Source organism: Paenisporosarcina sp. NPDC076907 (assembly GCF_050269735.1).
Taxonomy (GTDB): domain Bacteria; phylum Bacillota; class Bacilli; order Bacillales_A; family Planococcaceae; genus Paenisporosarcina.
In genome coordinates this window covers 31,700-54,397 of sequence record NZ_JBNNIX010000007.1, presented here as the reverse complement: position 1 = coordinate 54,397, position 22,698 = coordinate 31,700, and the positions used below count along the sequence as shown (strand labels likewise).

Here is a 22,698-nt window from a genome sequence, read left to right as displayed (position 1 = left end):
AATCCCTATTTTTCACATAGGGTCATCCGACAACCTTCTGACTGAAAGATACTCACTATTTCCTAGTACATTATTCTGGCTGATTATTCGCATTAGGATCAGGGGTGAAATCAGGTTTAAATCCATCATAAGTTACTTGTGTGACCATTCCGGCAGATGCGTGATGCAAATCATGACAATGGAACATCCAATTACCTGGATTATCCGCTTTAAATGCTACAACATATTCTTCACCTGGTTTTAGATTCAAAGTATCTTTGAAAATTGGCGATCCTTTAACTGACACTTCGTTCTTGCTTAACACTTGGAAAAAGTGACCATGCAAATGCATGGGGTGGTCATCATTTTTAGAGTTATTGACAAATTTCACTTTTACTAAATCACCCTTTTTGACTTGAAGGTTCTCTGTATCTGGATGAATTTTATCATTTATTGTGTACTTCTCCTTACTACCGTCGGAAACAGTGTTGAGGTCCATTGTGTATTCTAAATCATACCTTTGATCAAGTGAAAACTTGGTTCTCTCACCGTTACCGTATGAGGTTAACTCAAATAATGGCAAGTTTTCTTTCTCATTTGGCTGATCAATACCTTTTTCAGAAAAATCTTCGTACTGAATTAAGGCTTTCATTCCTTGTGTGGCTTCCATTTCTCCGTGACTTTCAATATACCAATTACCAGGGTTATCTGCAGTGAATTCTATATCATATCGTTCGCCAGGAGCGATTGATATTAATTCATCATTAATTACGGCAGGTTCATTTATTTCTTGGCCATCAGTACTGATGACTTTAAAGTCATGACCGTGTAAGTGTATCTTATGGGACATAAAACCAGCGTTAACTAAACGTAGTCTCACTTTACCTCCTTCTTTTACAAGGAGAGGGGAAACATTCTTACCACTTTTTCCGTTGATGGTAAAAATATCATACATGCTGTTCATGTCATGTCCCATAGCAGAATCTTCAGAGTTTGATTCCTCATTCATCTCCATATCGCTATGATCCATGCCTTCCATAGCACTAGATGCTGAACTGTCATCCGTCGGCATTGACTTCATGTCACTCATCCACTCATCAAATACTAGCGTATAGTCTTTATCGAAATTACCATCATTTTTACCCGCAATAATAATTGAACCATAGAGACCTTTGTCTACTTGATTAACCCCATCTTGGTGAGAATGATACCAATACGTTCCTGGGACAGTGGCTTTAAATTCATAAGTGAAATCATCACCAGGTTGGACAGCATTCATTGTTTCTCCAGGTATTCCATCCATGTTATTAGGTACAGGTATACCATGCCAATGGATTGTTACAGGATCTTTCAATTCATTTTTAAGGAGGATTTTAACATTTTCCCCTTCTTGAACTCTAATCTCAGGTCCTGGGACCGAGCCATTAAAAGTCCACGCAGTTATATCTTTACCCTCTGTTAATGTGTGCTTACGTTCTTGTGCAACTAAGGTAAATTCATTTTCTTCTATTTTCTCAGTGGAGACGGTTTGTTGTAATCCCTTAGTTGTTGTGTCTTCAGCTGTTCCATTTGGTTCTTGTTTCTCTCCCATATCCATATTGCTGTGGTCCATGCCAAGCATTGAATTTGAACATGCACCTAGTATTAATATGAATAGGAGAAGGCCAAAGATCTGTATTAGTCTTTTTGTCAAAGTTGAAAACCTCCCTGTTAATTCTTAATCAATACTACACATAAAGTATGGAGAATCTATGCAGATAACTTGATGGACTAAAATCTCCACAAAATATATGATTAGTTTTCCCTCACTTCACTTATTCTTTTGTAGCAAGTAAAAAACGACCCACTCTGTGAGTCGTTTTCGACATTACTTCGTTAGCTTTGCACGTTGTAGACGTAATGCATTCAGGACAACGGATACAGAACTAAATGCCATTGCGGCACCTGCTAACCATGGTGCTAGAAAACCGGCAGCTGCAATAGGAATCCCTACTGCATTGTAGGCTAACGCCCAGAACAGGTTTTGTTTAATATTCCGTACAGTCAACCGACTCATTAGAATCGCATCAACAGCTCGCATCAAATCACCCTGCATCAAGGTGATATCCGCAGCTTCCATCGCGACTGCCGTACCAGTGCCCATGGCCATCCCAACATCAGCCGTTGCTAAAGCCGGTGCATCATTCAGTCCATCACCAGCCATCGCCACCCGTCGGCCATCTGCTTTCAACTTCGCCACAACGTTTGCTTTTTCAGTTGGCAACACACCAGCGAATACTTCTTCTATCCCTACTTGTGCGGCAATCGCACGCGCCGTGCCTTCTTGATCGCCTGTTAGCATAACCACATGCAATCCCATTTTCTTCATTTCTGAGATAGCTGTGGCAGAAGAGTCTTTTACAGTATCTGCAACGGCTATCATTCCAGCATATTTACCTTCTACAGCCATAAACATAACGGTTTTACCTTGGGATTCTAATATGCTTGCTCCTGTTTCATCGAATGTTACTTGGGATTCATTCAGGAGCTTTCGAGTACCAATCAATAGATTTGAACCATCAACTACTGCACGAATTCCGTGTCCAGGAATGGCTTCAAATAATTCAACAGCAAGTTTTTCATTATCGCCATACGCAGTTATCGCAGTAGCCACCGGGTGTTCCGACTGGCTTTCAGCAGCAGCAGCTAATGACACGATACGGTTACGCTCAAACCCTTCTATCACCACAAATTCTGTCACTTCCGGACGGCCATTCGTGATTGTACCCGTTTTATCCAGCACAATCGTATCGATGTGTTTGGTGTTTTCCATGGCTTCTGCCGTCTTAAACAGAACCCCTAACTCAGCAGCACGACCGGATCCCGCCATAATGGAGGTTGGTGTTGCCAATCCGAGTGCACAAGGACAGGCAATGACAAGTACCGCAATGGTACTTTCAAGTGCACTTGCAAAATCACCAGGTGAAACAATGAAGAACCATGCGAGAAACGTAAGAAGAGCGATACCTACGACGATTGGAACAAAGATACCTGAGATTTGATCTGCTAATCGTTGGATTGGTGCTTTTGATCCCTGAGCTTCTTCAACTACTCGGATGATATTAGAAAGAATTGTATCCTTACCGATATTCTGAGCTTTTACACGCAATGTTCCGTTGGCATTGACGGTAGCCGCATAGACTACGTCCCCAGTAGCTTTATCGACAGGCAAACTTTCCCCAGTCAACATCGACTCGTCCACTGCAGAATTACCTGAAATGACTTTCGCGTCCACCGGAATTGATGAACCTGGTTTTATCAGCAAAACGTCTCCTCTTCGAACTTCCTCAATCGGGATTTCTTGCGTAGTGCTGTCTCGTTCCACGAAAGCCATTTTGGGTTGAAGTTTCATAAGTTTTTGGATGGCATCAGAGGAACGCCCCTTCGCCCGGGCTTCAAACACTTTACCTAGAATGATTAAGGTAATCAATACGGCACTCGTTTCAAAATACAGCCCAACACTGTGCATACCTGTATGCTCTATATTGGTCAATACTAAATAAACACTATAAAAGTAGGCTGCGGAAGTCCCTAATGCAACCAATACATCCATATTGGCACTCTTATTTCGAAGTGCAAAATATGCGCCTTTATAGAAGGTCCAACCTATCCAGAATTGTACAGGTGTGGCGAGTGCCCATTGCACAAAAGGATTCATCAATATTTCTGGTACGTACATCCACGAAGTGAATGTAAAGTGTCCCACCATTGTCCATAATAGTGGAAGCGACAATAGCGCAGACATTAGGAATAGATGCGTTTTCTTTTGAATTTCCACTTTTCTGTGATCTACTTTTTCGCCCTTTTGTTCATTCTTGAAATTTGCGTCGTAACCAAAGGATTGAATTTTCTTGATGAAATCTTCGGATGATAAAACGCTTGGATCATAAGAAATCCGTCCTGTCTCCAGAGCCAGATTGACCGATGCGTTCTGTACGCCTTCCATACGATTTAGTCCTTTTTCAATGCGTGACGAACATGCAGCACAAGTCATCCCAATTATATTTAAATCAACTTCTTCCTTCAGTACGTCATAACCGAGAGTCCGGATTTTGTCCTGTAAAGTAGTTACGTTTGTTTTCTCCTGGTTATAGGAAACACTCGCTTTTTCGGTTGCGAAATTAACTGTTGCATCCGATACTCCTTCCATTCGCTGCAATCCTTTTTCTATTCGATTCGCACAAGCAGCACAGGTCATGCCGGTTATCGCAATGTCCGTCTTTTTTTCAGTCATGTCTTCCACTCCTTTCATACCACTAGGGGGTATGTTGTTTTTAAAAAAATTACTGCGATATACGCAGCAATGTTCTGATTAAGATTCTACAGTATATCCTTGATCTTCAATCGTATCTGAAATTTGCTGAACATCGACTTCATTGTTAAAATCTACATCAACTGTCCCAGCATCTAATTGTACATTGACTTTCTCCACGCCGTTAAGTGCACCCAAGCTATTTTCAATGGTTTTCACGCAGTGACCACAAGACATTCCTAGTACCTGTAAAGTAACTTGATTTGACATATGAAATTCCTCCTTTTATTTTCTCATTAATTTTTGTATCGTCACTAATAATTCATCGAGCACTTCTTCATCACCTTCAGCTAAACGGTCCACTACACAGCCCTTTAAATGGCCATGTAAAAGCACTTTCGCGACACTATTTAGAGCTGATTGGGTGGCAGAAAGCTGTGTGATGATATCGTCGCAGTATATATCTTTATCCACCATTCCTTTAATCCCTCGAATTTGACCTTCAATGCGGTTCAAGCGATGAATTAAATCTGTTTTCACTGCTTCGGGATGATGACTTTTTCTGCATGCTGCATCAGAGACTGCCGGACTCAGTGAGGATTCTTCCACCATATTTCCCATAAAATCAGCCTCCATTCTTAATTAAACCGATCATATCATACCCCAGAGGGGTACGTAAAGGATAGTGATTCATGTGTATAATGTCCGACACTCACTAATTCAGGTAGGTTAGCTGTTAGGCTAGTGAAGTTGACGTGTTTTTCAAAAAATCTTCCAGTCCGACACGGGAAATGAACTTATAGAATGGCTCTCTTTTCTTCCCGTTTACCGAATAGTAATGGACCATTTTTTCAATTCGGGCATACAACTCTTCGGGGGTCAGTTTTTCGCCAACCAGTTTACCTACTTCTGCATCATGGCCTTTTGATTTTCCTCCAATATATAAATTGTAGGTGTCTTTCATTTTCATGACTCCAATGTCCGATACCATTGGTTCACCACATCCAATAGGACAGCCGGTATATGCTGGTTTTAGGGTGAATGGGACGGGTATTCCAGCTATTCTGCGATTGATTTCTTTCGCCACCGGCATTCCTTCTTCTTCAGATCCTTTACAGAAGTTACAGGTGCGCAAACTTTTGACGTAGTTTCCGACAGGATAACAATGAAGGCCTGCTAGTTCGAACTCTTTTTTGATTTCTTCCAACTTATCTTCCTCAACCTCGAGGTACAATTGTTGGAACGTGGTCAGTTCTAGTTCGGCATCTTGAGGTAAATACGAAGCTAAAGTCATCAGCTGTTTAGCATTTAATTTGGAGCCAAATGAAATTCCTCCATTAACTGCGACTTTAATCGTCTTAGGTATACTCATGTATAAATGCTCCATTCCAGTGAGTCATATAAATCCTATCTTCATTACATTTATTATATGTACCCGCCAGGGGTATGTAAAGTGCGTAAGTACAATTTATTTTTCAAAAATCCCCTTACCTATTTAACGACTAACTTACCAACCATTCCGTTTTCTTTATGACCAGGAATTGTACAATAAAATTCATATATTCCCTCTTCATTGATGGACAACGTCATTTCACTTGTTTGTTTTGGCTCAGCATGCAAATGCAGTACATTCTTCTCACCAGCATGCTGATGCTTCGATTCACTGACCATCTTAAAAGATACTTTTCTAATTTCTAGATCATGTTCTACTTGATCCGTATTTTTCAACTCAATAGTTACAGGTGTATTTTTCTCCACAACCAATTCCTTGGGTGAATACTTTAAGTCAGACATTTCAATCAAAATTTTTTTGATTTCTGTATCAGCATCATGATGTGTATCGGGCTGGTGTTCCTGTGCAAGAGCTTTAGATTCCACCTTTTCATTGTTGAATGAATTTCCTAAGAATAAAATACCAGTAACCAACAGGGCGGTTAAAATTGGCTTTAATAACCAATCCATTCTATTAATTGTTGCTTGGTTCGATGTAGCTAGGATGATGACCAAGAAAATGGTACAGAACGATAGAAGTAAAAAGAACTTAATCAATACATTCGCTTGGTCTGTTGCAATCATTTCGCCAAGCATCGCCCCCATCATCCCACCCATCAAGCCTGACATAATGCCCTCTACAGAGGAGAGTAGCCCAAAACATGCCCCGCATAAAAAACCTGCGATTATACCGAAACCCATCCCCCAAATCGACGATAAAAACAAATCACCTTTGAATGCAGTTCCGAACGTGATTCCGGTCGTCAATCCAACGTTCATACCCAAGAACATAGAAACAATCATGCCCGACATAGACGAGATATGAATTTTCCGTCTAAGAGCTAACAGAATAGTAATTAAAGTTATTGCGCCTATTAAAATCAATACATATAAATGAAAGTCACTCACAAACAGTACCCCCTTTGGGTACATGCTATGAATAATTGAGTTTAAAAATACATTTAAACAAGTATAAAAACTAAGTCACTTATCTGATAAGCTTGTTCCTTTAAATCTTAAGCTAGAAGTTTGCAGAAAAGTGCATATTTATTGGATATGAGCAAGGACAATTGACAGGGAAAATTTAAGATGAGTTATGCGGTGTTGATGCGTAGGATGCCGTCCCCATTCATGTAAAGATACCTAAGTAAGTACCTTTCCAAAATTTCGGCTTTGGGAGAGTGCATATGAATCTAATACTGTAAAGACGGACAAAAACCCATTAAATCAAAAATGATCAATGGGTTTTTCATTAAGAGTATTTATGCCAACTGGTTAGTTGGAAGGACTTGTACTGTAGCTATCTATTAAGAAATAATTGCCGTCACTACTCTTCTCCATCGTAGCTTTCATTGCATCCAGGTCATTGAAATGCCACCATTCAGAAGCTAATGGCGATAGTCCTGCATTTGTTGCATACGTTTGAAGCTTAATTGCCGGTTCATTCATCGTTTCTGCTATAACGGAGTTTTTCCAAGCCATTGGTATCGTTGATTTAACTGGTGCGGTAAATGCAACTGCTGCAACACTTAGTTCGTGAATTTTTGTAGGCATTTCATATTCTGTATAATCGGTAATTTCAATACCAACATATTCACCAATTACTATTTCGGTTGTAGCATGAATTTTAGCTAAACTCGCATCGATCGCATACCCCATCTGATGATTGGAAACGCTTGTCGCTATAAACCAATTCACTCCCCATGGTTCTGCACTAATACCAGCCTTAACCTCACTATCCTTATTCGCTAATTTAGTCAATTCACTCACAACGGACTGTTGTACTGGATATGGTCGATACCCTTCATGAATAATCAAAGAATTGCCATCTGCCAAAGCTTCTTGCTGGGCAAGAAATATCTTTTTTGACATCGAATATAAAACAGGTACAATAAATTCTTCTTTACCCAGTCTTTTATTAAATGATTTACTTGAATACAGTGATTTACCGGTTATGTTCGGGATGGATTTTCCTGATGACATATATTTGGATGAATAGGTATTGGTATTGTCGTAAATAATGGACGGAATGACGTCAGGAAGGTTGATTAAACAATAGGTGTGTTGTATCCAACCGGTAGAATCAGCATTCTTAATGAACCACCAATCACCTTGTTCCGCCAAAATCTCGAAGGCAGTTCCTGCTTTAAATGTCTTTATAGTTCGAGAATCTGTATTTCCAAATGTTTTCAAATCCAAGGCAATAGAAGTATAACCTGTCGCTCCAGTTGTGGGAAATTCCAAATTCTCATTGTATCGTTGTAGAGATGAGGGAGGTGTCGGATCTAAGTTTGGTGTTGTTTCTTCAGTCCCTAGTGGTACATTTACGGAATCCTCATTCTCGTTAATACGGTTTAAAAAAGCTGTTAACATAAAGATTAAAACTAACCCAAGTAGGACAAATACAATGAATTTTCTCCTCATTAATCTAGCCATAGGTCATTGAGTAACCAATCTATATAATAGATATAACAGTATTAGATGTAACGGATAAAAAACATAAAAGGCCCATTTCATAAAATTTGATTTTCTGCCACGTCTGCCTTTATACATGGCCAAAATCGGGATTGCAAGCAGAATGGCTACTTGATTCAATTGGTCCCAACCCAAATTGATTACTTTTGGAATGACATGCAGGAAAACCCCTATAATTGCAAAGCTAATCATTTGTGCTTTGAAGTTTCCTCTGAATATTCCAAAGAACAATATCCACAATACACCGATGTAGTACCAATCTCCAGGAATAGCTAACAAACAGAGTAAAACGATAATAGGTACCTTTAAAAATATGGATAGCTTATCGTTTTTAAAAGTTGCTAAAGCGATTAACCCCAATGATAATCCCCAAATCACACTGGTTGCATCTGGTAGGTTGAAATAGATGATGTATGGAAAATGCGAAACAGCTGCAAAAGCCAGCATCCTCGTTGCATATTTTTTTACATCTGATGTATAAAAGAAACCTTCTGCAATCAAATAACACATAATTGGCATAACAACCCGCCCAGGGACACGCGAGAGTATGCCTTCCATACTTTCCTGATTTAAAAATACTGCAAAAAAGTGATCAAAAAACATGGCAATAATGGCGATGTATTTTAAGGTGTTGGATGTCAAATCCTTCTGAAAAACATTAATGTTTTGCATAATATATCTCCTTTTCAATCACTTGTCGAAGAGCAGTGCCATTCGCACCTTATTCTCCTTAATTGAAAACATAGTGCTCAGTAAATGAACACTATGTTGTAAAAGAGGTAAAGTAGATAACCCCTCTACTTAATTGAAATACTTTTTATGCCATATTAAGAACATAAAGATTGTCCAAACTTTTCGCGCATTGTTTGTTTTACCTTGATAATGGTCATTTAACAATGCCATGATATCCTTCTGATTAAAGAATTGTGCTGCCTGCGCGCTTTCAAAATAAGACTTGATTTTCTCGTAATACTTTTCTTCTTTAATCCAGTGACGAATAGGTACTGGGAATCCGATTTTTTTCCGGTTTGCTGACTCTTTTGGAAGTGCTCTTCCTGCCGCTAATCGAAAGGCATATTTTGTATCAATCTCATTTACTCGATATTTCACTGGTATTTTGGCAGCTGTCTTCATTACTTCACGATCCAGGAAAGGTACACGCAGTTCTATGGAATGCGCCATACTCATCTTATCTGCTTTTAATAAGATGTCATCCACTAACCATAGATGAAGATCTAGATATTGCATTTTTGTCACATCATCTTCTTGTTTAACCAGGTCATAGACTGGCTTTACAATATCCCTTACCGTAGGAGAGCTTTTATACATATTGGTTAACATGTTGCTTGCTTCTTTTTCTTCAAATATCTTTGCCTGTCCAATAAACCATTCTTCTGGAGAAAGTCCACCTTTTATCAAGAAGTTTTTCCCTCTGACTTCCGGTAAACGTTTCGCTATCACACCCAAAGGTTGACGAATTAATTTAGGGAGTTTCTTATATTTTTTCATGGCAGCAGTAGTGTCGTATTCAGCGTAGCCACCAAACAATTCGTCTGCCCCTTCACCAGAAAGGACTACTGTCACATCACGTCTAGCCAATTCAGCCAAGAAATATAATGGAACAATGGAAGGATTCGAATGCGGTTCATCCATCATATACTGAATATCTTCTAATTTATCGAAACAGAGATCAGCATCTAGAATTTCATTCACATTTTCAATGCCAAGCTCCTCAGATAATGCCTTAGCGTTATCAATCTCAGAGAAATTTTTGTCACTAAAACCAACTGTAAAGGTTTTGTTAGGTTTTAGTACGGATGCAACATAACTGGAATCTACACCACTGGATAAAAATGATCCAACTTTAACATCGCTGATTTGATGAGCACGTATAGATTCTCTAACCACTTGATCGATTTCTGTAACAATTTCATCCAAAGGTTGGTCTGTTGGTTGAAAATCAGGTGTCCAATATTGATGTAAGTCCATCTTGCCATTTTGATAGGTCATATAATGGGCCGCAGGTAATTTAAACACGCCTTTGAAAAATGTCTCGTTCAAAACTGGAAATTGGAATGTTAAATAAGGCTTCAATGCTTTTTCATTTAATTCTTTAATAAAATGGGGGTGCGGAAGGAAACTTTTTATTTCGGAGCCGAATAGAATTGTCCCATTCATTTGTGCATAGTAGAAAGGTTTAATGCCAAACATATCCCGGGCAGCAAACAATTTTTCATTTTTTCGGTCCCATATTACGAAAGCAAACATTCCACGCAATCGCTCTACCAACTTCTCTCCATATTCCTCATATCCATGGATAAGTACTTCACTATCTGTATGTGTTGTGAAGATATGACCCTTTAAAATTAATTCTTCACGCAGTTGAATGAAATTGTAAATTTCACCGTTAAAAATCAATACGCATGATTCATCTTCGTTATAGATGGGCTGACTGCCTGCCTCCAAGTCAATAATACTCAAACGGCGAAAGCCAAGTGCAGCTTTGTTATCTGTAAAAATACCCGACGAGTCAGGTCCACGGTGTATAATTTGGTTCATCATTTCTTCCAAAACGGTTGACGAATTTTTTGTTTCACCTATAAATCCAGTAAATCCACACATACATACTAACTCCATTCAATCCTAATTTTTTCTACCTACATACTATAAACATTAAATGTGCAGAAACTATGCAGAAACATAGGTCTTTATGGGCTAATATATAGTTTTTTATTAAAAACTGAGGGATTTGCAAGCTGGGTAAAACAACAAAAGCAAAACAGCCTATCTGAATCAAATAGACTGTTTTATGTTCACTCTATATAACATGCCAATTTTATTGGTTTAGCCCTTGTTTAAGTGACTCTATATTTCTTCTCATGATTGTTAGATAGTCTTCGTTTGAGTCCGTATCCTCTTTTGAGATTGATTCCAGATTATTTAGTGTTAAGGCCTTTAATCCAGTTTCACTTTGTACAGCATTCGCCACTTTATTCGTAAGGTTCGGTTCAAAATAGATAAATTCCAACTTTTGAGCTTTGACTAACTTCACTATTTCTATTATTTCCCCTTGGGATGGTTCGTCAGTCGGCGATAAACCACTAATTCCTATTTGGTTTAATCCATAGGTATCTGACCAATAACCATAAGCAGAATGTGATACGAGGAATGTTTTACTGTTGGCATTAGCCACCATGTTAGTGAACTCATCATCTAACATATCCAAGTCCTGTTTTAGCAAGTTGAAATTACGTTCATAGGTCTCCATATTCTCTGGACTTATTTTAATCAATGCATTTTTTATATTTTCCGCAATCAGGATTGAACGATTTGGATCAAGCCACACATGCGGATCTATATCTAATCCTTCTTCGATGTGTTCAGCATGCTCTTCTTCACTTTCTCCCTCATGCCCTTCTTCTTCCTCAGAGTGAGCTTCTTCTTGCCCGCTGATAAAGTCAATGTTTTCAGTTGCATTTACAATCTCTACGTTTTCTTTCTTTACGGCATCGATGACGGCATCAGCGAAGCCTTCCATCGCAGTGCCCGAATGAATGAATGCAGCACTTTCTGATACTGCCATCATTTCTTTCATGGTAATTTCTATTGAGTGAGCATCGGATCCTGGAGGAACAATGTTTTCCACAGTGAGGTATTTCCCCCCAATCCTTTCGGTAAAGTATTGAAACGGATAAATTGTGGTATAGATTTTTATTTTCTCATCACTGTTACCTTCTTTATTCGAACTTGCAGCTTCTTCCTTGTTGCAGGCAGATAGGAAAAGTAAGGACATTACAAATAACAGGGATATACGTAGTATTTTCTTCATTTTTTTCTCCTTTAGTGGATTAAAGTACTTTTCGTTTCAATTTTAATAGTAATGATTACGATTTACAATACAAATGTTTTTTCTGAATTTTGAGTTCTGTGTTCTTAAATGTATCCATATGATTAATCTGCGATTCAATTCTATCGACTCCTTCTCACTCATACGATTGTGTGAGGAGGGATTAACATTGAGAAAAGGTACACAGGCGTGTTTTGGCATTATTACAATGCTTTTTTTGTCACCATTAATCATAAATACTTTTTCTTCCTTCCCTTCAAAAAATGTTGCCGCCGATGAATATGACGAAAAACAAGTTGCGGTCATTGTAGCAACTCAACATGAAGTACCCATTGTGAATCAAGAACTTAATCATAAAAATGCTCTATTACTATTCACACATTCCCATGAAGCCTTCATACCGATCGTACAAAGCATAAATGGCCAGACGGAAGTTTACTCACCAACCACGAATATTATGGGATTTGAAAACATAATAAAAAATCAATTTGACTTTAACCTCATTCAAGCAGAATTTTTGCCGGTCGATACGATGCACGAAATGAAAAAGACGAATCGTACTTTTGCTGAAGCCTACGATGTCGTACGTCCCTTTCTCGCTGCAAAACTTCAAGAAAATGAATATGATTTAATTATTGATCTTCACAGAGATTCTGCAGGAAAAAAGACCACCACACTTACTTATGGAAACGAAACTTATGGAAAACTTTATTTTGTTGTAGGGGAAGATCATCCGAATTATACGTTCAATCAATCCCTTGCCAAGAACCTCTCGGCCCAGTTAAACGTGATGGTACCTGGGATTTCACGTGGAGTAATCGGAAAGAAAGGGAATCATGTGGACGGCATCTATAATCAAGATTTGGCAAAAAATATGGTTTTGATTGAACTTGGGGGCATTGAAAATACACAAGAAGAAATTAACCGAACTATCTCTCTTTTAGCAAAAGCGATATCCATCGTATTACAAAATCAATCATCTGTTACTTCAATCTAAGTTTTATCACAGAGAAAAAAGAATTCAAAAATAGAATAAAAAGAGTACAACCGCCTATTCGATTGAGATAGGTGGTTGTTTTTTATATTTCGCAAGGACTTTTCATCTGTTTTTCAAAAATATAATGTTTTGTGTATAGAAATAATCTATTGTTGGTATATTAAACCTGTTTGTGAATTAACCTATTTCAGGACATAAGAAGGTGGTGAGACCAATGGTAATATGGATGAAGCCGAAACGGTGCCTTTTATTGATATTGTCAATTGTTTTATTACTAGCTGGATGCACCGATAAACTGTTTTCACAAGTGAATAACGCATTCTCAACGGATGGAGATTCCGACACAGATAAAGTTGGTAAAACGGAGAACTTAACCACCTCAAGAAATTTCATGTTATTAAATAGCCGCAATCGCCAACCCGTCCCCAATTATAAAATCGAGATAAAGGATAAAATTACTGGAGGTTTGGTTACTTCAGCTAACTCTAATCCATCTGGCGAAACAAAAATTGAAGGTTTGATTAATGGAAAGGAATACATAGTCAAGGCTTTAATTATGGATGAAAGTGGAACATTCAATCCTATTAAAGAAGAAAAACCGTATATACATGATTCGAAAAATGATATTTTCCTAATAGAGACATACATACAACGCAGTGCAAATTACATTGATATACCCACTGTCATGCAGTATCCTGAACTGCCTAATGGATGTGAAATAGTAGCTTTAACAGCCATTCTAAATCATTATGGAATGGATGTTTCCAAAACCACAATGGCAGATAAATACTTGCCTAAAGCATCTTTCAGTACTCGGGGTGGCAAAAGAGTTGGACCAAATCCACATATAGAATATGCGGGTAATCCGCGTGAGTTGAAAGGCGGTTGGTACGTCTTTGCATCTCCTATTGTCGAGGCTGCCAAGGATGCAATTGCTGCCAATAAGATGGATTTATCTGCGGAGAATGTGAGTTGGAGTACACGAGAAGAACTCCTTTCATATATAGATCAAGATATACCTGTAATCGTATGGGTAACCCGTGATTTGTCGTCCCCTATCAAACGCGGAGGATGGTATATGGAAGGAACAAATGAATTCCATCCATCTTTTACAAACCTTCATGCCGTTGTCTTGAACGGGTGGAAGGAAGGAAAAGTACTTATTATGAATCCACTTGAGGGTCAGCAAAGCGTCTCAGAAGAAGTATTTTTTGATAGTTATGAAGCTCTTGGAAAACATGCTGTTATTGTTAAAAAAAACCGAGAGGCTCATCGCTAATCCGTTCTGTTCATAAAGTATTCTTTAATCCATCCCATATTAACAAAAGGACTACCTTATCTAAAGGTAGTCCTTTTCAATTTAAATGGTTACTTCTCTTCAGTTTACATTTAATTCACTCTGTATGGAAAATGGTTACATTGCGATATTAATAAGCTAATACTAGAAGCCCGTGATTTATAAACAGGGAAATCGATGTTAAAACTAAAATTAGACAAATCAAAAACATAAAGTTTGTCTTGTCTTTTGAAAAAATAATGTGTAGTATATTTCATGCAAGTAAAACGTAACCATTACTATTTATAGTGGGTGGAAAATTTTTTGCTATTATTAATTATTATTTTGCTTCCAACTGTCTGTATTAAGGAAATTTCAGAAGAAAAAACAGGTTATCTATAATAATAAAAATATGAAAATAAAATCTTGAAAAGTGGAGTGTGCTACGATGGGCATAAAAAAATACACTTACAAAGACTTCCCTGCTACAGGGATATTGCGAATTCCAAAGAAAATTCAAATAGAATTAGGATTTCACTTAATAAGAAAAATTGAAATCGCTTATGAGGAAAAAGTGATTTTTATTCGAAGAGAAAATACTAAGTCTTCTCATAACAAACGCCTAATTTCAGAGAACGGATACGTGAAAATCCCAAAGGAAATCATTGACATTGCTAACATTACCTCGGATGATCAGTACTGCCTATGTGTAGATGAATTAAATAAACAGATGTTAATTAAAATTAAGTAATATTTTTTCGAGATCGCCGATTTACCTTCATATAAAATTTTGCAATTGTACGCGTATTAATACTTGCACAACATTTATGTACACAACATCCTATTTCCTTTTCTATGTTCTGTACCATTCCCCTTTTTCAACCCCGTCATATTCTTTAAAATCAACATTGCTTTTTTATCAAGTATCTTCTCTACTGTGTCTGTAAAATCAAATGTTTTTTCACAATACCCCCCTTAAAAAATTAGATGCAGTTTCTGCTTGTTCTTCATTATTAAAAAAAGTTGCAAACGACTTAACCATTTTTCGCAATCACTAGTAACCCAATGGATATGTAACAAAACTCGTCCTTTTCTGAACACAACACAACTGGTTCTTAAAGTTGTCATTTTGAATCTACTATATGTAACAAAACTCTGACCATTTTTCTATGTTCAATAACCAACTCCATTTTATATTATGTTACAATTAATATAGGATTAAATTGGAAATGAGGAATGACTGTGTTAATTGGATATGCAAGAGTGTCGACTGGTTTACAAAACTTGGATTTACAAACAGATGCACTTACACAATATGGATGTACAAAGATTTTTCACGATAAGATGAGTGGATCAAAAAAACAACGGCCTGGATTAGACGAAGCTCTTCAATACGCTCGTCAAGGGGATACCATAGTTGTATGGCGATTAGATCGGCTTGGCCGAAACATGCAGGACTTGATTGACCTAGTCAATAACTTAAATGAACAAAGCATCGGGTTTCACAGTCTTCAAGAGAATATAACTATGGATCGTAGCAACGCTACCGGTCAACTGATGTTTCATCTCTTTGCGGCATTTGCGGAGTTTGAACGAAATCTCATTCAAGAACGTTCCGCTGCAGGACGAGTGGCGGCTAAAGCACGTGGGCGACTTGGCGGACGGCCAGAGAAGTATGGAGTGAAAGATATTGAAATGATGAAGAGTCTTATTGATGGGGGTACACCGATTAAAGATGTGGCAGAAAGATGGGGCGTTTCTCGAACTACAATTTATCGCTATTTGGAACGCAAATAATCAGATTGTTATAAGAAAAATAGGAAGGAGTAGAGCTAACGGCAGTGGTCGCATTGAAAGAAGCTGGGGGTAGAATGGCCAGTTTTTATAAATTAGTGAGAGCACCCGATGAAGAGATAGTTAAACCATTACAATAGAAGAAACTGCCTATTGACTATTCATGTTATATAGAAGCCACTACCTATTGGGCAGTGGCTTTCCTCCTGTTTCAGGTGGATAAAAAACCCTTCTATAAAGATGCTAATAGAACGTGCCTACTATTTATATAGCTAACAGTTTTATAACCTCTTTTGTTTTTCTTCAAATATTCCCCAAGTATAATCAAGATATTTTTTTCCTAACACATGGCCTTCTGACATCTTTAGAGTACTTAGATGGTAGTCATCTTCCTCCCCTAAAATACAATAGACTAATTCTGTTACAGGGTGTATAGCAAAATATAAATCATCAAATTGAGTATGACAATTAGGACACAGTATAATTATATTACTGGAATTATCATCTCCTCTGTGTTTTTTGTTGTAGGGTTGAATATGGTGACCTTCGGAAGAATATTCACTGTTAGACTTCCTTATACGGAATCCACAAAGTTGGCATTCATGACTGTATTTTTCTTTTAAAGTTGAAACCACTTTTGAATTTCTTACCATTCTTTGAATAGTTATTTTGTTCTCTTCTAAGTTTTTGTAATTAACGTGCTCCTCGTCATACATATTTAAATCGACCTCACTAATATCATTTTTCTCTGAATATGACCCCATAGTATAATTATCTTTACTGTTTGTATGTGGTTTGTTTCTTTTCTTGGGAACAATATCAGAAATAGTGAAACTGTCGATGGCCTCTTGATTATTTTCAAGTCTTTGAATTGATATATATTCATTAAAAGCATGTTGAAATTGAGAATTTGAAGGCTCATGTATTAACAATAACTGATATATTCCATTTCCATTTGTGTTTGTTAATATATATAGAATCATACTTCGAATCAATAATTCTTGTGAAATATTAACATCATTTAATATTAATTTGTTCTCTGTTCTCCGTAAAGAATTAAATAAGGCATTAACTTTCTGATTATTTAAGGGATTTCCATTTTTATCAACCATTAAATAATCAGAGCTAGTATTGAGGTTTTTTCTATATTCTAAATATGATAAGAGACTTTTATAAGTCGTATTTTCGAAATTCAACCAAGATACTAGATTGTGTTTGTCCTCTTGATTTCTTCTAATTCTCACTCTTTTTTTCTCTATATCGATATCAGATATAACTAGTTTATTAATTTCTCCCTGCTTTAACATACAAAAGAAAGAAAAAGCACATAACAAAGGAACAAGCTTTTCTTCTTCCTCTGTTCTGTACGAAATTCTATTACCAAAAAGTGCTTTTAGTTCTTGAGGAGATAAAAATGTTACTTCTCTTTCTTCTTGGCTCAAACTTCTTGAAAAAACTTCTTCTATATTATTTTTTGATTTTAAAAAATCTATTTGACTTCCTAAAACCCCTTCGTTGTATAAAGCATCAAGAAATTTTATTAAAGCAGGTCTTACCATATTAGAGTTTCTGGAAATCTTTTTTAAGTTTTGTATTGAAAATACATCTTTATAGTTACCACTTTCTATTTTGTTTAATGCATTCATCTTAAGATGCTCTGCAACTACTGTTTTATACCAAATAAAAGTGCTAGGTGATAAATGCTCTTCTGCATATTCTGCTAATATAAAGTTTAAAATCTCTATCTCATTAAGATCAATATTTGACATTTTATTCTCCTGTTCTTCGTATGGCCAAATTTTAATTTATAAACAATAATTCGACACACTTTGCGGACTGTATTCATATTTCTAATTCAACGTGAGAAATTTTCAGTTCTTCAAATTTTTCTATTAATAACTCTCTGCTATATTTTTCTTCAACTTCTCGAGTAACTAAAAACATTAATTCTTCTCTAGCCCGTGTTAAGGCTACATATAAGTAGTTTTTCATTTTATTATTAGCGGTATTTTCTTGGATTAGATAAGGAATAAGATCTGTCGTTAAAATGAATAAGCATCTCTTTCCCTCTAGTCCTTTAATGCTATCGATAGAATTAACCTTAATGCCAGAAACTTGTTCTTTTTCTCGATTTAGTTTTAATGCCTCTCCAAGTTTCGCCATGTCTTTTTTTGAAAGCTTTAAATTAAAAGATCTTTGTATTTCCGTAAATATAAAGCTGTTTGTTTTTGAAGTTAAAACCTTCAGACACCATTGTTTTGCCCTAAATACTCCTAAATCAATTTTATCTTTTTTAATATTCGAATTTTTTATTATACATTTCAATTCATACGTTAGATTACTCTCTTCTTTTAGCAGATCTTCACTATTGGTAACATATCTTTCATTTTTTTTAGAAATATATACATAATCCCATTTCTCATTTTTAATATAATCTTCAATCAGTAAGTCCTTCTCAAAGATGAACCCCAATTTCCCATCTGTATCTGCCTGTGCTACTTGCTTTTGTTCACTAGCAATGAATCTATTGGATAGTTCTACATGTTTAAGAGGACATCGATGGTTTTCTTCTTTATATTCCACTATGTCCGCATGTTCGGTTATCAGATCATTAAAAGCATTCCTACCACGTAAATCTTGTTTGGGATCACCAACAATATATAGTTGTAATCTGTTTGTGTATAAGGTAATTACTATTTGTTTTAAATGGCTGTCCATATCTTGTGCTTCATCAATGAAGATAGAATCTAAATAGTTCGAAACAATGGATAATATCCTAGTTCTCTTGATTTTAATATTTTTTTTATCAGCAGATTTTCCACATATTATCCACTTTGCTACTTCTGTAACTTTATCTACATGTATTTCTTGATTCGCTTCTAATTCCTTTATTTTGGAATTCCTATAAGCAGGTATAGTTGAGAGTTTAATTAATGAGGCTTTGATATATTGTGTTTGATACAACAGATGATGAAATGGAAAAATAAATTCTTGTATTAAAAAGGAATGATAAGTTTCAATGTGAAGTTGCTTAGGGATTGATCCGTTCAACTCCATCACTTTCTCCCTAATCCTGTCTCTAGCCGAATTCGTGTAGGTTACAATATACACAATCTTTTCTTTATTAATTTCTTTTAATCGTTGTAATACCACTTCTGCCATTGAGGTTGTTTTTCCTGCACCAGCCCCTGCTACGACAATATTCATGCTTTTTCTCCTGTTTCCAGAAAATGTAATACTCCGGCGATATGTTGAGGTAATTTAATTTCTTTCAAGTCTTCTGAACCTATGTCTTGGCAAAATCTTAACATCACATCCGTCTTTGCTGCTCTCCACTTATCAGATAGTAAATCTGGAGTTTCTATCCCTTCCCAACTATGATTAATTTCAAAATATTTTTTAAGTATCTTAAAGTTTCCATTTTCTCTAACAAATTCCGTTTCTAACGTATAACTATCAGTAGTCTTAATACATATATTAGTGTGTTGGTTATATTGTTCATGATTTTCTTGCGCCTTAGGTTGGTTGTCAAAATCTCGTATGATACCAAGCATATTCGATGAATCTTCATTTACCTTCAACCATAAATCAATCATTTTAGTAAAACCTTTATGCAATGAAATTACATAAATATCATTCAACGAATTCTTTTGATTAGCAAGGTAAGACTTAATTAACATTTCTTCTGTTGGTCCTTCGACTAACACACATTTCCTGGAAAACAGATATTTTAAAAAGTCTAGATTTGGTTTCTTGGCCAAATAGTCTAAATCAGCGACTTTCATGCATGACATTAAAGAAAATGCATTTCCTTCTGTAACTACTACTACATTTTTTAATTCGAGCTTGTTCAGGAATTCTGGACTATGAGTGGAAATAAATAATTGAGTATTTTTTGCGTTACTTATAGTGGAATTAATAAAACTTGAAAGTAACCTCTCGTTGCTTACACAAAGATGTGCTTCTGGTTCTTCAATAGTCAATAGATTTAATACATCATCTTCATTGTTCTCCAAAGAATTCATCATGACTAAAAGGTATACCAGGTTTCTATAACCAAGCCCTTGTGTATGGAGATATTCTTCACCATATCCTAATCGAACATTATTTAATAACGAATTCATACTTGGCATGTTTGGCAGTAGTGTAATTTCTTCAAAAAAAGCTTTTGCATTTTCAATTTCACTTCTATTCTGCCAATTAAATATACCGTCCAGATTACTAATTCCTTTTAATTCATCAAAGAATCTTTCATAGGATATTTCCACCTTCACTTTCTGTTCCTCGGTCAATTTGCTGTTCAGCAAGCTTACCAGTGCTTTTGAACCCAATTGATTGTGTTTATTTGAAAAATCGTCTCTTTCTGCAGCTAGTGAATTATATTTAAATTGATTTAGGTCGCTAAAGCCCGCTGAAACCTTTGTTGACGGCACTATGATGGAGTATGTATATAATTCAATTGGCAAGAGGTTCATTTTTATATTTTCGATAGAATCTTCATATTCTAAAACTGCTCTAACATGTTCCAATAGTTCTTTAGTTTTTTCGATGTGGAATATGTATTGAATAGCATATTCTGTTTTATCTTCTTCATCAATTGAAAGAATCCACTTCTTTACATAGAATTCTTCCCCAACCTCGGGTAACAAATGAACTTGAACGGAGACAATGGGTATAGCATCTACAAACGATTCGAGAGGAATTGTATTGTTTTTTATACTTTCTAAATTACGTTCAATAAATTCAAAATAACTTTGCTTTGCTTTATGATTTATATCGTTCCATCCCAAATTTTTAGTTACGCCACCAACCTCGCTATTTAAAAAAGGAAAAGTAATAGCTTTCAACAAATTGCTTTTCCCACTATTGTTATCACCAATGAATATAACTAACCTATTTAAATCAATGTCTATGTCCTCGATGTTTCTATAATTTTTAACTTTCACTTTTGAAATCTTCATTGAGATCCACCTTTCTTTATCTTCCTTCATTTTACATTTGTTAAAAAATCTATGTGGAACATTTTTAAATTTTTTTATTATAAGTATAGGTTTTAAGTTGCTTTTAGGAAGACAGTTCTTCAAGCCGTTTAAAAATATCGGTTTTAATATTTTCTAAAAATGATTAAGCATATATACAAAGAAATAAAATGAAGAAGTAGGTTCTATACTGTGAAATCTATTGAGTGTTTAACTAATAACGATTCCGTAATAATGAGAATGTTACATTTCTTATAAGAGGCATATTCGATTAAAGGAAAAAACGCATTGTGACAAACTTTTAATCCGGTTCCAACATAAGAACTCACTTCAAAACTAATTAGTTAAGACAATCCGATTTTGTCTTAACTAATATCAAAAAAAGACGACATTAACCATGTTTGGGCTAAATCGTCTTTTGAAATCAAATATGTTCGAACAAGAACAATTGGCTGAAAAATAAATCATCCTGAAAGGTGTTTCACTTGCAAGTCGATTTTTCACAACATGTCAATATTTCTTAATACAGAGAGTGAGGAAAGTCTTGATTAATTTTCACATTGAACATTTGCGAAAATTTGACCAAACTCTTATTAACACGTATAATAATACGTATTAATAAGAAGACTAACTATGAAGGAGTGAATCAGTTGAAATCCTACTCTTCTAGGGAAATCATCCGTCAGTTAAAAGCTGATGGATGGTACTTAGTAAATAGTGTAGGGAGCCACCAGCAATATAAGCATCCAACCAAAAAGAGTAAGGTCACGGTGCCTCATCCTAAAAAAGACCTGACTTTAAAGACGGTTAAGAGCATTGCTGAGCAAGCAGGGATTATCCTAAAATAATCCCTGTGCTCCTGCACATTACTAAGCACAATCCTAGAGGGAAATTTAATATATATAAATTAAAAAAGGAAATATTTCATAAGAAAGGAGAATTTAATTATGTCGCTCGCGACAGGATCCAACTCAGAGGAGAGAGGAAGTAATAAGAATAGAAAACGTTCTTATTCCTATCCAGCTGTCTTTGATTATGATGAAGATGGAATCTCAGTTTCATTTCCTGATCTTAAAGGTATATTTACATGCGGAGATGATGAAGAAGAAGCTTATCGTAATGCTAAGGAAGCTCTAGGATTACATTTATTCGGTTTAGAAGAGGATAACGATTATATTCCAAATGCTTCTAAAGTAATCCAACTATCTCTAAAGAATAATCAAGCTGCCGTAATTGTAAATGTATTTATGCCTTTAATTCGTGATCGCGTTCAACGAGCAACCATTAAGAAAACTTTAACAATTCCTAAATGGATAAACGATTTAGCAGAAGAACATAAAATTAATTTTTCTCAAGTTTTACAAAAAGCTCTTAAAGAACGTTTGGATATAGAAAGTCCGAATGAGGACAATAATTTATTTTAATAAGAAAGAATTAGAAAAGGGTGCTTGTTTATTTATAAGTTGTAAATGAAGATTTTTTAAATAGTAAATTATAATATTAATCAACATTAAAACCCATAATGTTCTCAGCTGAAAATATTATGAAGGAGGATTTTTTAATCACCTT

Annotated in this window: 19 protein-coding genes; 6 read left to right on the top strand and 13 right to left on the bottom strand. The window is 35.9% G+C overall.

Annotated features, from left to right (window positions below; translation table 11 throughout):
* Positions 1-70: 70 nt before the first annotated feature.
* The 10 genes from ACQKEV_RS16600 to ACQKEV_RS16555 form a co-directional block, all read right to left on the bottom strand.
* Positions 71-1,672 (bottom strand): multicopper oxidase family protein, encoded by a 1,602-nt coding sequence (locus ACQKEV_RS16600; RefSeq protein ID WP_427447759.1) that lies wholly within the window; start codon positions 1,670-1,672, stop codon positions 71-73.
* Between the two features lie 174 nt (positions 1,673-1,846).
* Complete coding sequence (locus ACQKEV_RS16595; protein WP_427447757.1) at positions 1,847-4,252, bottom strand: heavy metal translocating P-type ATPase; 2,406 nt, start codon at positions 4,250-4,252, stop codon at positions 1,847-1,849.
* Between the two features lie 78 nt (positions 4,253-4,330).
* Positions 4,331-4,540: a copper chaperone CopZ gene (gene copZ / locus ACQKEV_RS16590; RefSeq protein WP_427447755.1), complete on the bottom strand. Its 210-nt coding sequence runs from the start codon at positions 4,538-4,540 to the stop codon at positions 4,331-4,333.
* A 15-nt stretch (positions 4,541-4,555) separates the two neighbouring features.
* Complete coding sequence (locus ACQKEV_RS16585) at positions 4,556-4,891, bottom strand: metal-sensitive transcriptional regulator (RefSeq protein ID WP_427447753.1); 336 nt, start codon at positions 4,889-4,891, stop codon at positions 4,556-4,558.
* Positions 4,892-5,006: 115 nt separating this feature from the next.
* Positions 5,007-5,642, bottom strand: a complete 636-nt coding sequence (locus tag ACQKEV_RS16580) for a nitrite reductase (RefSeq protein ID WP_427447751.1) — start codon at positions 5,640-5,642, stop codon at positions 5,007-5,009.
* 119 nt (positions 5,643-5,761) lie between these two features.
* Complete coding sequence (locus ACQKEV_RS16575) at positions 5,762-6,670, bottom strand: cupredoxin domain-containing protein (protein ID WP_427447749.1); 909 nt, start codon at positions 6,668-6,670, stop codon at positions 5,762-5,764.
* A 366-nt stretch (positions 6,671-7,036) separates the two neighbouring features.
* Positions 7,037-8,185: a M15 family metallopeptidase gene (locus ACQKEV_RS16570; protein ID WP_427457981.1), complete on the bottom strand. Its 1,149-nt coding sequence runs from the start codon at positions 8,183-8,185 to the stop codon at positions 7,037-7,039.
* Positions 8,186-8,200: 15 nt separating this feature from the next.
* Positions 8,201-8,908: a TraX family protein gene (locus ACQKEV_RS16565; RefSeq protein WP_359580372.1), complete on the bottom strand. Its 708-nt coding sequence runs from the start codon at positions 8,906-8,908 to the stop codon at positions 8,201-8,203.
* Positions 8,909-9,037: 129 nt separating this feature from the next.
* The gene (gene asnB / locus ACQKEV_RS16560; RefSeq protein ID WP_427447746.1) at positions 9,038-10,858 is read right to left on the bottom strand and encodes an asparagine synthase (glutamine-hydrolyzing); all 1,821 of its coding nucleotides are present in this window, start codon (positions 10,856-10,858) and stop codon (positions 9,038-9,040) included.
* A 214-nt stretch (positions 10,859-11,072) separates the two neighbouring features.
* Positions 11,073-12,065 carry a metal ABC transporter solute-binding protein, Zn/Mn family gene (locus tag ACQKEV_RS16555; RefSeq protein WP_427447744.1) on the bottom strand — a complete coding sequence of 331 codons (993 nt, stop codon included), beginning with the start codon at positions 12,063-12,065 and terminating at the stop codon, positions 11,073-11,075.
* Between the two features lie 187 nt (positions 12,066-12,252).
* Here ACQKEV_RS16555 and spoIIP point away from each other — a divergent pair, with 187 nt between their 5' ends.
* The 4 genes from spoIIP to ACQKEV_RS16535 all read left to right on the top strand — a co-directional run bounded on the left by spoIIP (position 12,253) and on the right by ACQKEV_RS16535 (position 16,153).
* Positions 12,253-13,080: a stage II sporulation protein P gene (spoIIP, locus tag ACQKEV_RS16550; protein WP_427447742.1), complete on the top strand. Its 828-nt coding sequence runs from the start codon at positions 12,253-12,255 to the stop codon at positions 13,078-13,080.
* 214 nt (positions 13,081-13,294) lie between these two features.
* Positions 13,295-14,359, top strand: coding sequence for a C39 family peptidase (locus tag ACQKEV_RS16545; RefSeq protein WP_427447740.1), 1,065 nt, complete (start codon positions 13,295-13,297; stop codon positions 14,357-14,359).
* Positions 14,360-14,804: 445 nt separating this feature from the next.
* Positions 14,805-15,107 (top strand): hypothetical protein, encoded by a 303-nt coding sequence (locus tag ACQKEV_RS16540; protein ID WP_427447738.1) that lies wholly within the window; start codon positions 14,805-14,807, stop codon positions 15,105-15,107.
* A 491-nt stretch (positions 15,108-15,598) separates the two neighbouring features.
* Positions 15,599-16,153 (top strand): recombinase family protein, encoded by a 555-nt coding sequence (locus tag ACQKEV_RS16535; RefSeq protein ID WP_427447737.1) that lies wholly within the window; start codon positions 15,599-15,601, stop codon positions 16,151-16,153.
* Between the two features lie 278 nt (positions 16,154-16,431).
* Here the strand turns inward: ACQKEV_RS16535 and ACQKEV_RS16530 are convergent, their stop codons facing one another.
* The 3 genes from ACQKEV_RS16530 to ACQKEV_RS16520 all read right to left on the bottom strand — a co-directional run bounded on the left by ACQKEV_RS16530 (position 16,432) and on the right by ACQKEV_RS16520 (position 21,111).
* Entirely contained in the window at positions 16,432-17,919 is a 1,488-nt protein-coding gene (locus tag ACQKEV_RS16530) for an HNH endonuclease (RefSeq protein WP_427447735.1), read from the bottom strand.
* A gap of 73 nt (positions 17,920-17,992) precedes the next feature.
* Positions 17,993-19,357, bottom strand: coding sequence for a UvrD-helicase domain-containing protein (locus ACQKEV_RS16525; RefSeq protein WP_427447733.1), 1,365 nt, complete (start codon positions 19,355-19,357; stop codon positions 17,993-17,995).
* Positions 19,354-21,111: an ATP-dependent nuclease gene (locus tag ACQKEV_RS16520; RefSeq protein WP_427447731.1), complete on the bottom strand. Its 1,758-nt coding sequence runs from the start codon at positions 21,109-21,111 to the stop codon at positions 19,354-19,356. Before ACQKEV_RS16520 ends, ACQKEV_RS16525 begins: the two co-directional genes overlap by 4 nt.
* A gap of 668 nt (positions 21,112-21,779) precedes the next feature.
* Between ACQKEV_RS16520 and ACQKEV_RS16515 the strand changes: the two genes are divergently transcribed.
* Together ACQKEV_RS16515 and ACQKEV_RS16510 are read left to right on the top strand one after the other, a co-directional pair.
* Positions 21,780-21,977 carry a type II toxin-antitoxin system HicA family toxin gene (locus tag ACQKEV_RS16515; RefSeq protein WP_427447730.1) on the top strand — a complete coding sequence of 66 codons (198 nt, stop codon included), beginning with the start codon at positions 21,780-21,782 and terminating at the stop codon, positions 21,975-21,977.
* Between the two features lie 99 nt (positions 21,978-22,076).
* Positions 22,077-22,553, top strand: a complete 477-nt coding sequence (locus tag ACQKEV_RS16510) for a type II toxin-antitoxin system HicB family antitoxin (RefSeq protein WP_427447729.1) — start codon at positions 22,077-22,079, stop codon at positions 22,551-22,553.
* The last annotated feature ends 145 nt before the right edge of the window (positions 22,554-22,698 follow it).

Bases quoted from the DNA above. Each gene is read 5' to 3' on its own strand.
- ACQKEV_RS16510 (WP_427447729.1), top strand. From the start codon at position 22,077: ATGTCGCTCGCGACAGGATCCAACTCAGAGGAGAGAGGAAGTAATAAG.
- ACQKEV_RS16570 (WP_427457981.1), bottom strand. From the start codon at position 8,185: ATGAGGAGAAAATTCATTGTATTTGTCCTACTTGGGTTAGTTTTAATC.
- ACQKEV_RS16530 (WP_427447735.1), bottom strand. From the start codon at position 17,919: ATGTCAAATATTGATCTTAATGAGATAGAGATTTTAAACTTTATATTA.
- ACQKEV_RS16545 (WP_427447740.1), top strand. From the start codon at position 13,295: ATGGTAATATGGATGAAGCCGAAACGGTGCCTTTTATTGATATTGTCA.
- copZ (WP_427447755.1), bottom strand. From the start codon at position 4,540: ATGTCAAATCAAGTTACTTTACAGGTACTAGGAATGTCTTGTGGTCAC.
- ACQKEV_RS16520 (WP_427447731.1), bottom strand. From the start codon at position 21,111: ATGAAGATTTCAAAAGTGAAAGTTAAAAATTATAGAAACATCGAGGAC.
- ACQKEV_RS16525 (WP_427447733.1), bottom strand. From the start codon at position 19,357: ATGAATATTGTCGTAGCAGGGGCTGGTGCAGGAAAAACAACCTCAATG.
- ACQKEV_RS16540 (WP_427447738.1), top strand. From the start codon at position 14,805: ATGGGCATAAAAAAATACACTTACAAAGACTTCCCTGCTACAGGGATA.
- asnB (WP_427447746.1), bottom strand. From the start codon at position 10,858: ATGTGTGGATTTACTGGATTTATAGGTGAAACAAAAAATTCGTCAACC.
- ACQKEV_RS16585 (WP_427447753.1), bottom strand. From the start codon at position 4,891: ATGGGAAATATGGTGGAAGAATCCTCACTGAGTCCGGCAGTCTCTGAT.
- ACQKEV_RS16565 (WP_359580372.1), bottom strand. From the start codon at position 8,908: ATGCAAAACATTAATGTTTTTCAGAAGGATTTGACATCCAACACCTTA.
- ACQKEV_RS16595 (WP_427447757.1), bottom strand. From the start codon at position 4,252: ATGACTGAAAAAAAGACGGACATTGCGATAACCGGCATGACCTGTGCT.
- ACQKEV_RS16580 (WP_427447751.1), bottom strand. From the start codon at position 5,642: ATGAGTATACCTAAGACGATTAAAGTCGCAGTTAATGGAGGAATTTCA.
- ACQKEV_RS16555 (WP_427447744.1), bottom strand. From the start codon at position 12,065: ATGAAGAAAATACTACGTATATCCCTGTTATTTGTAATGTCCTTACTT.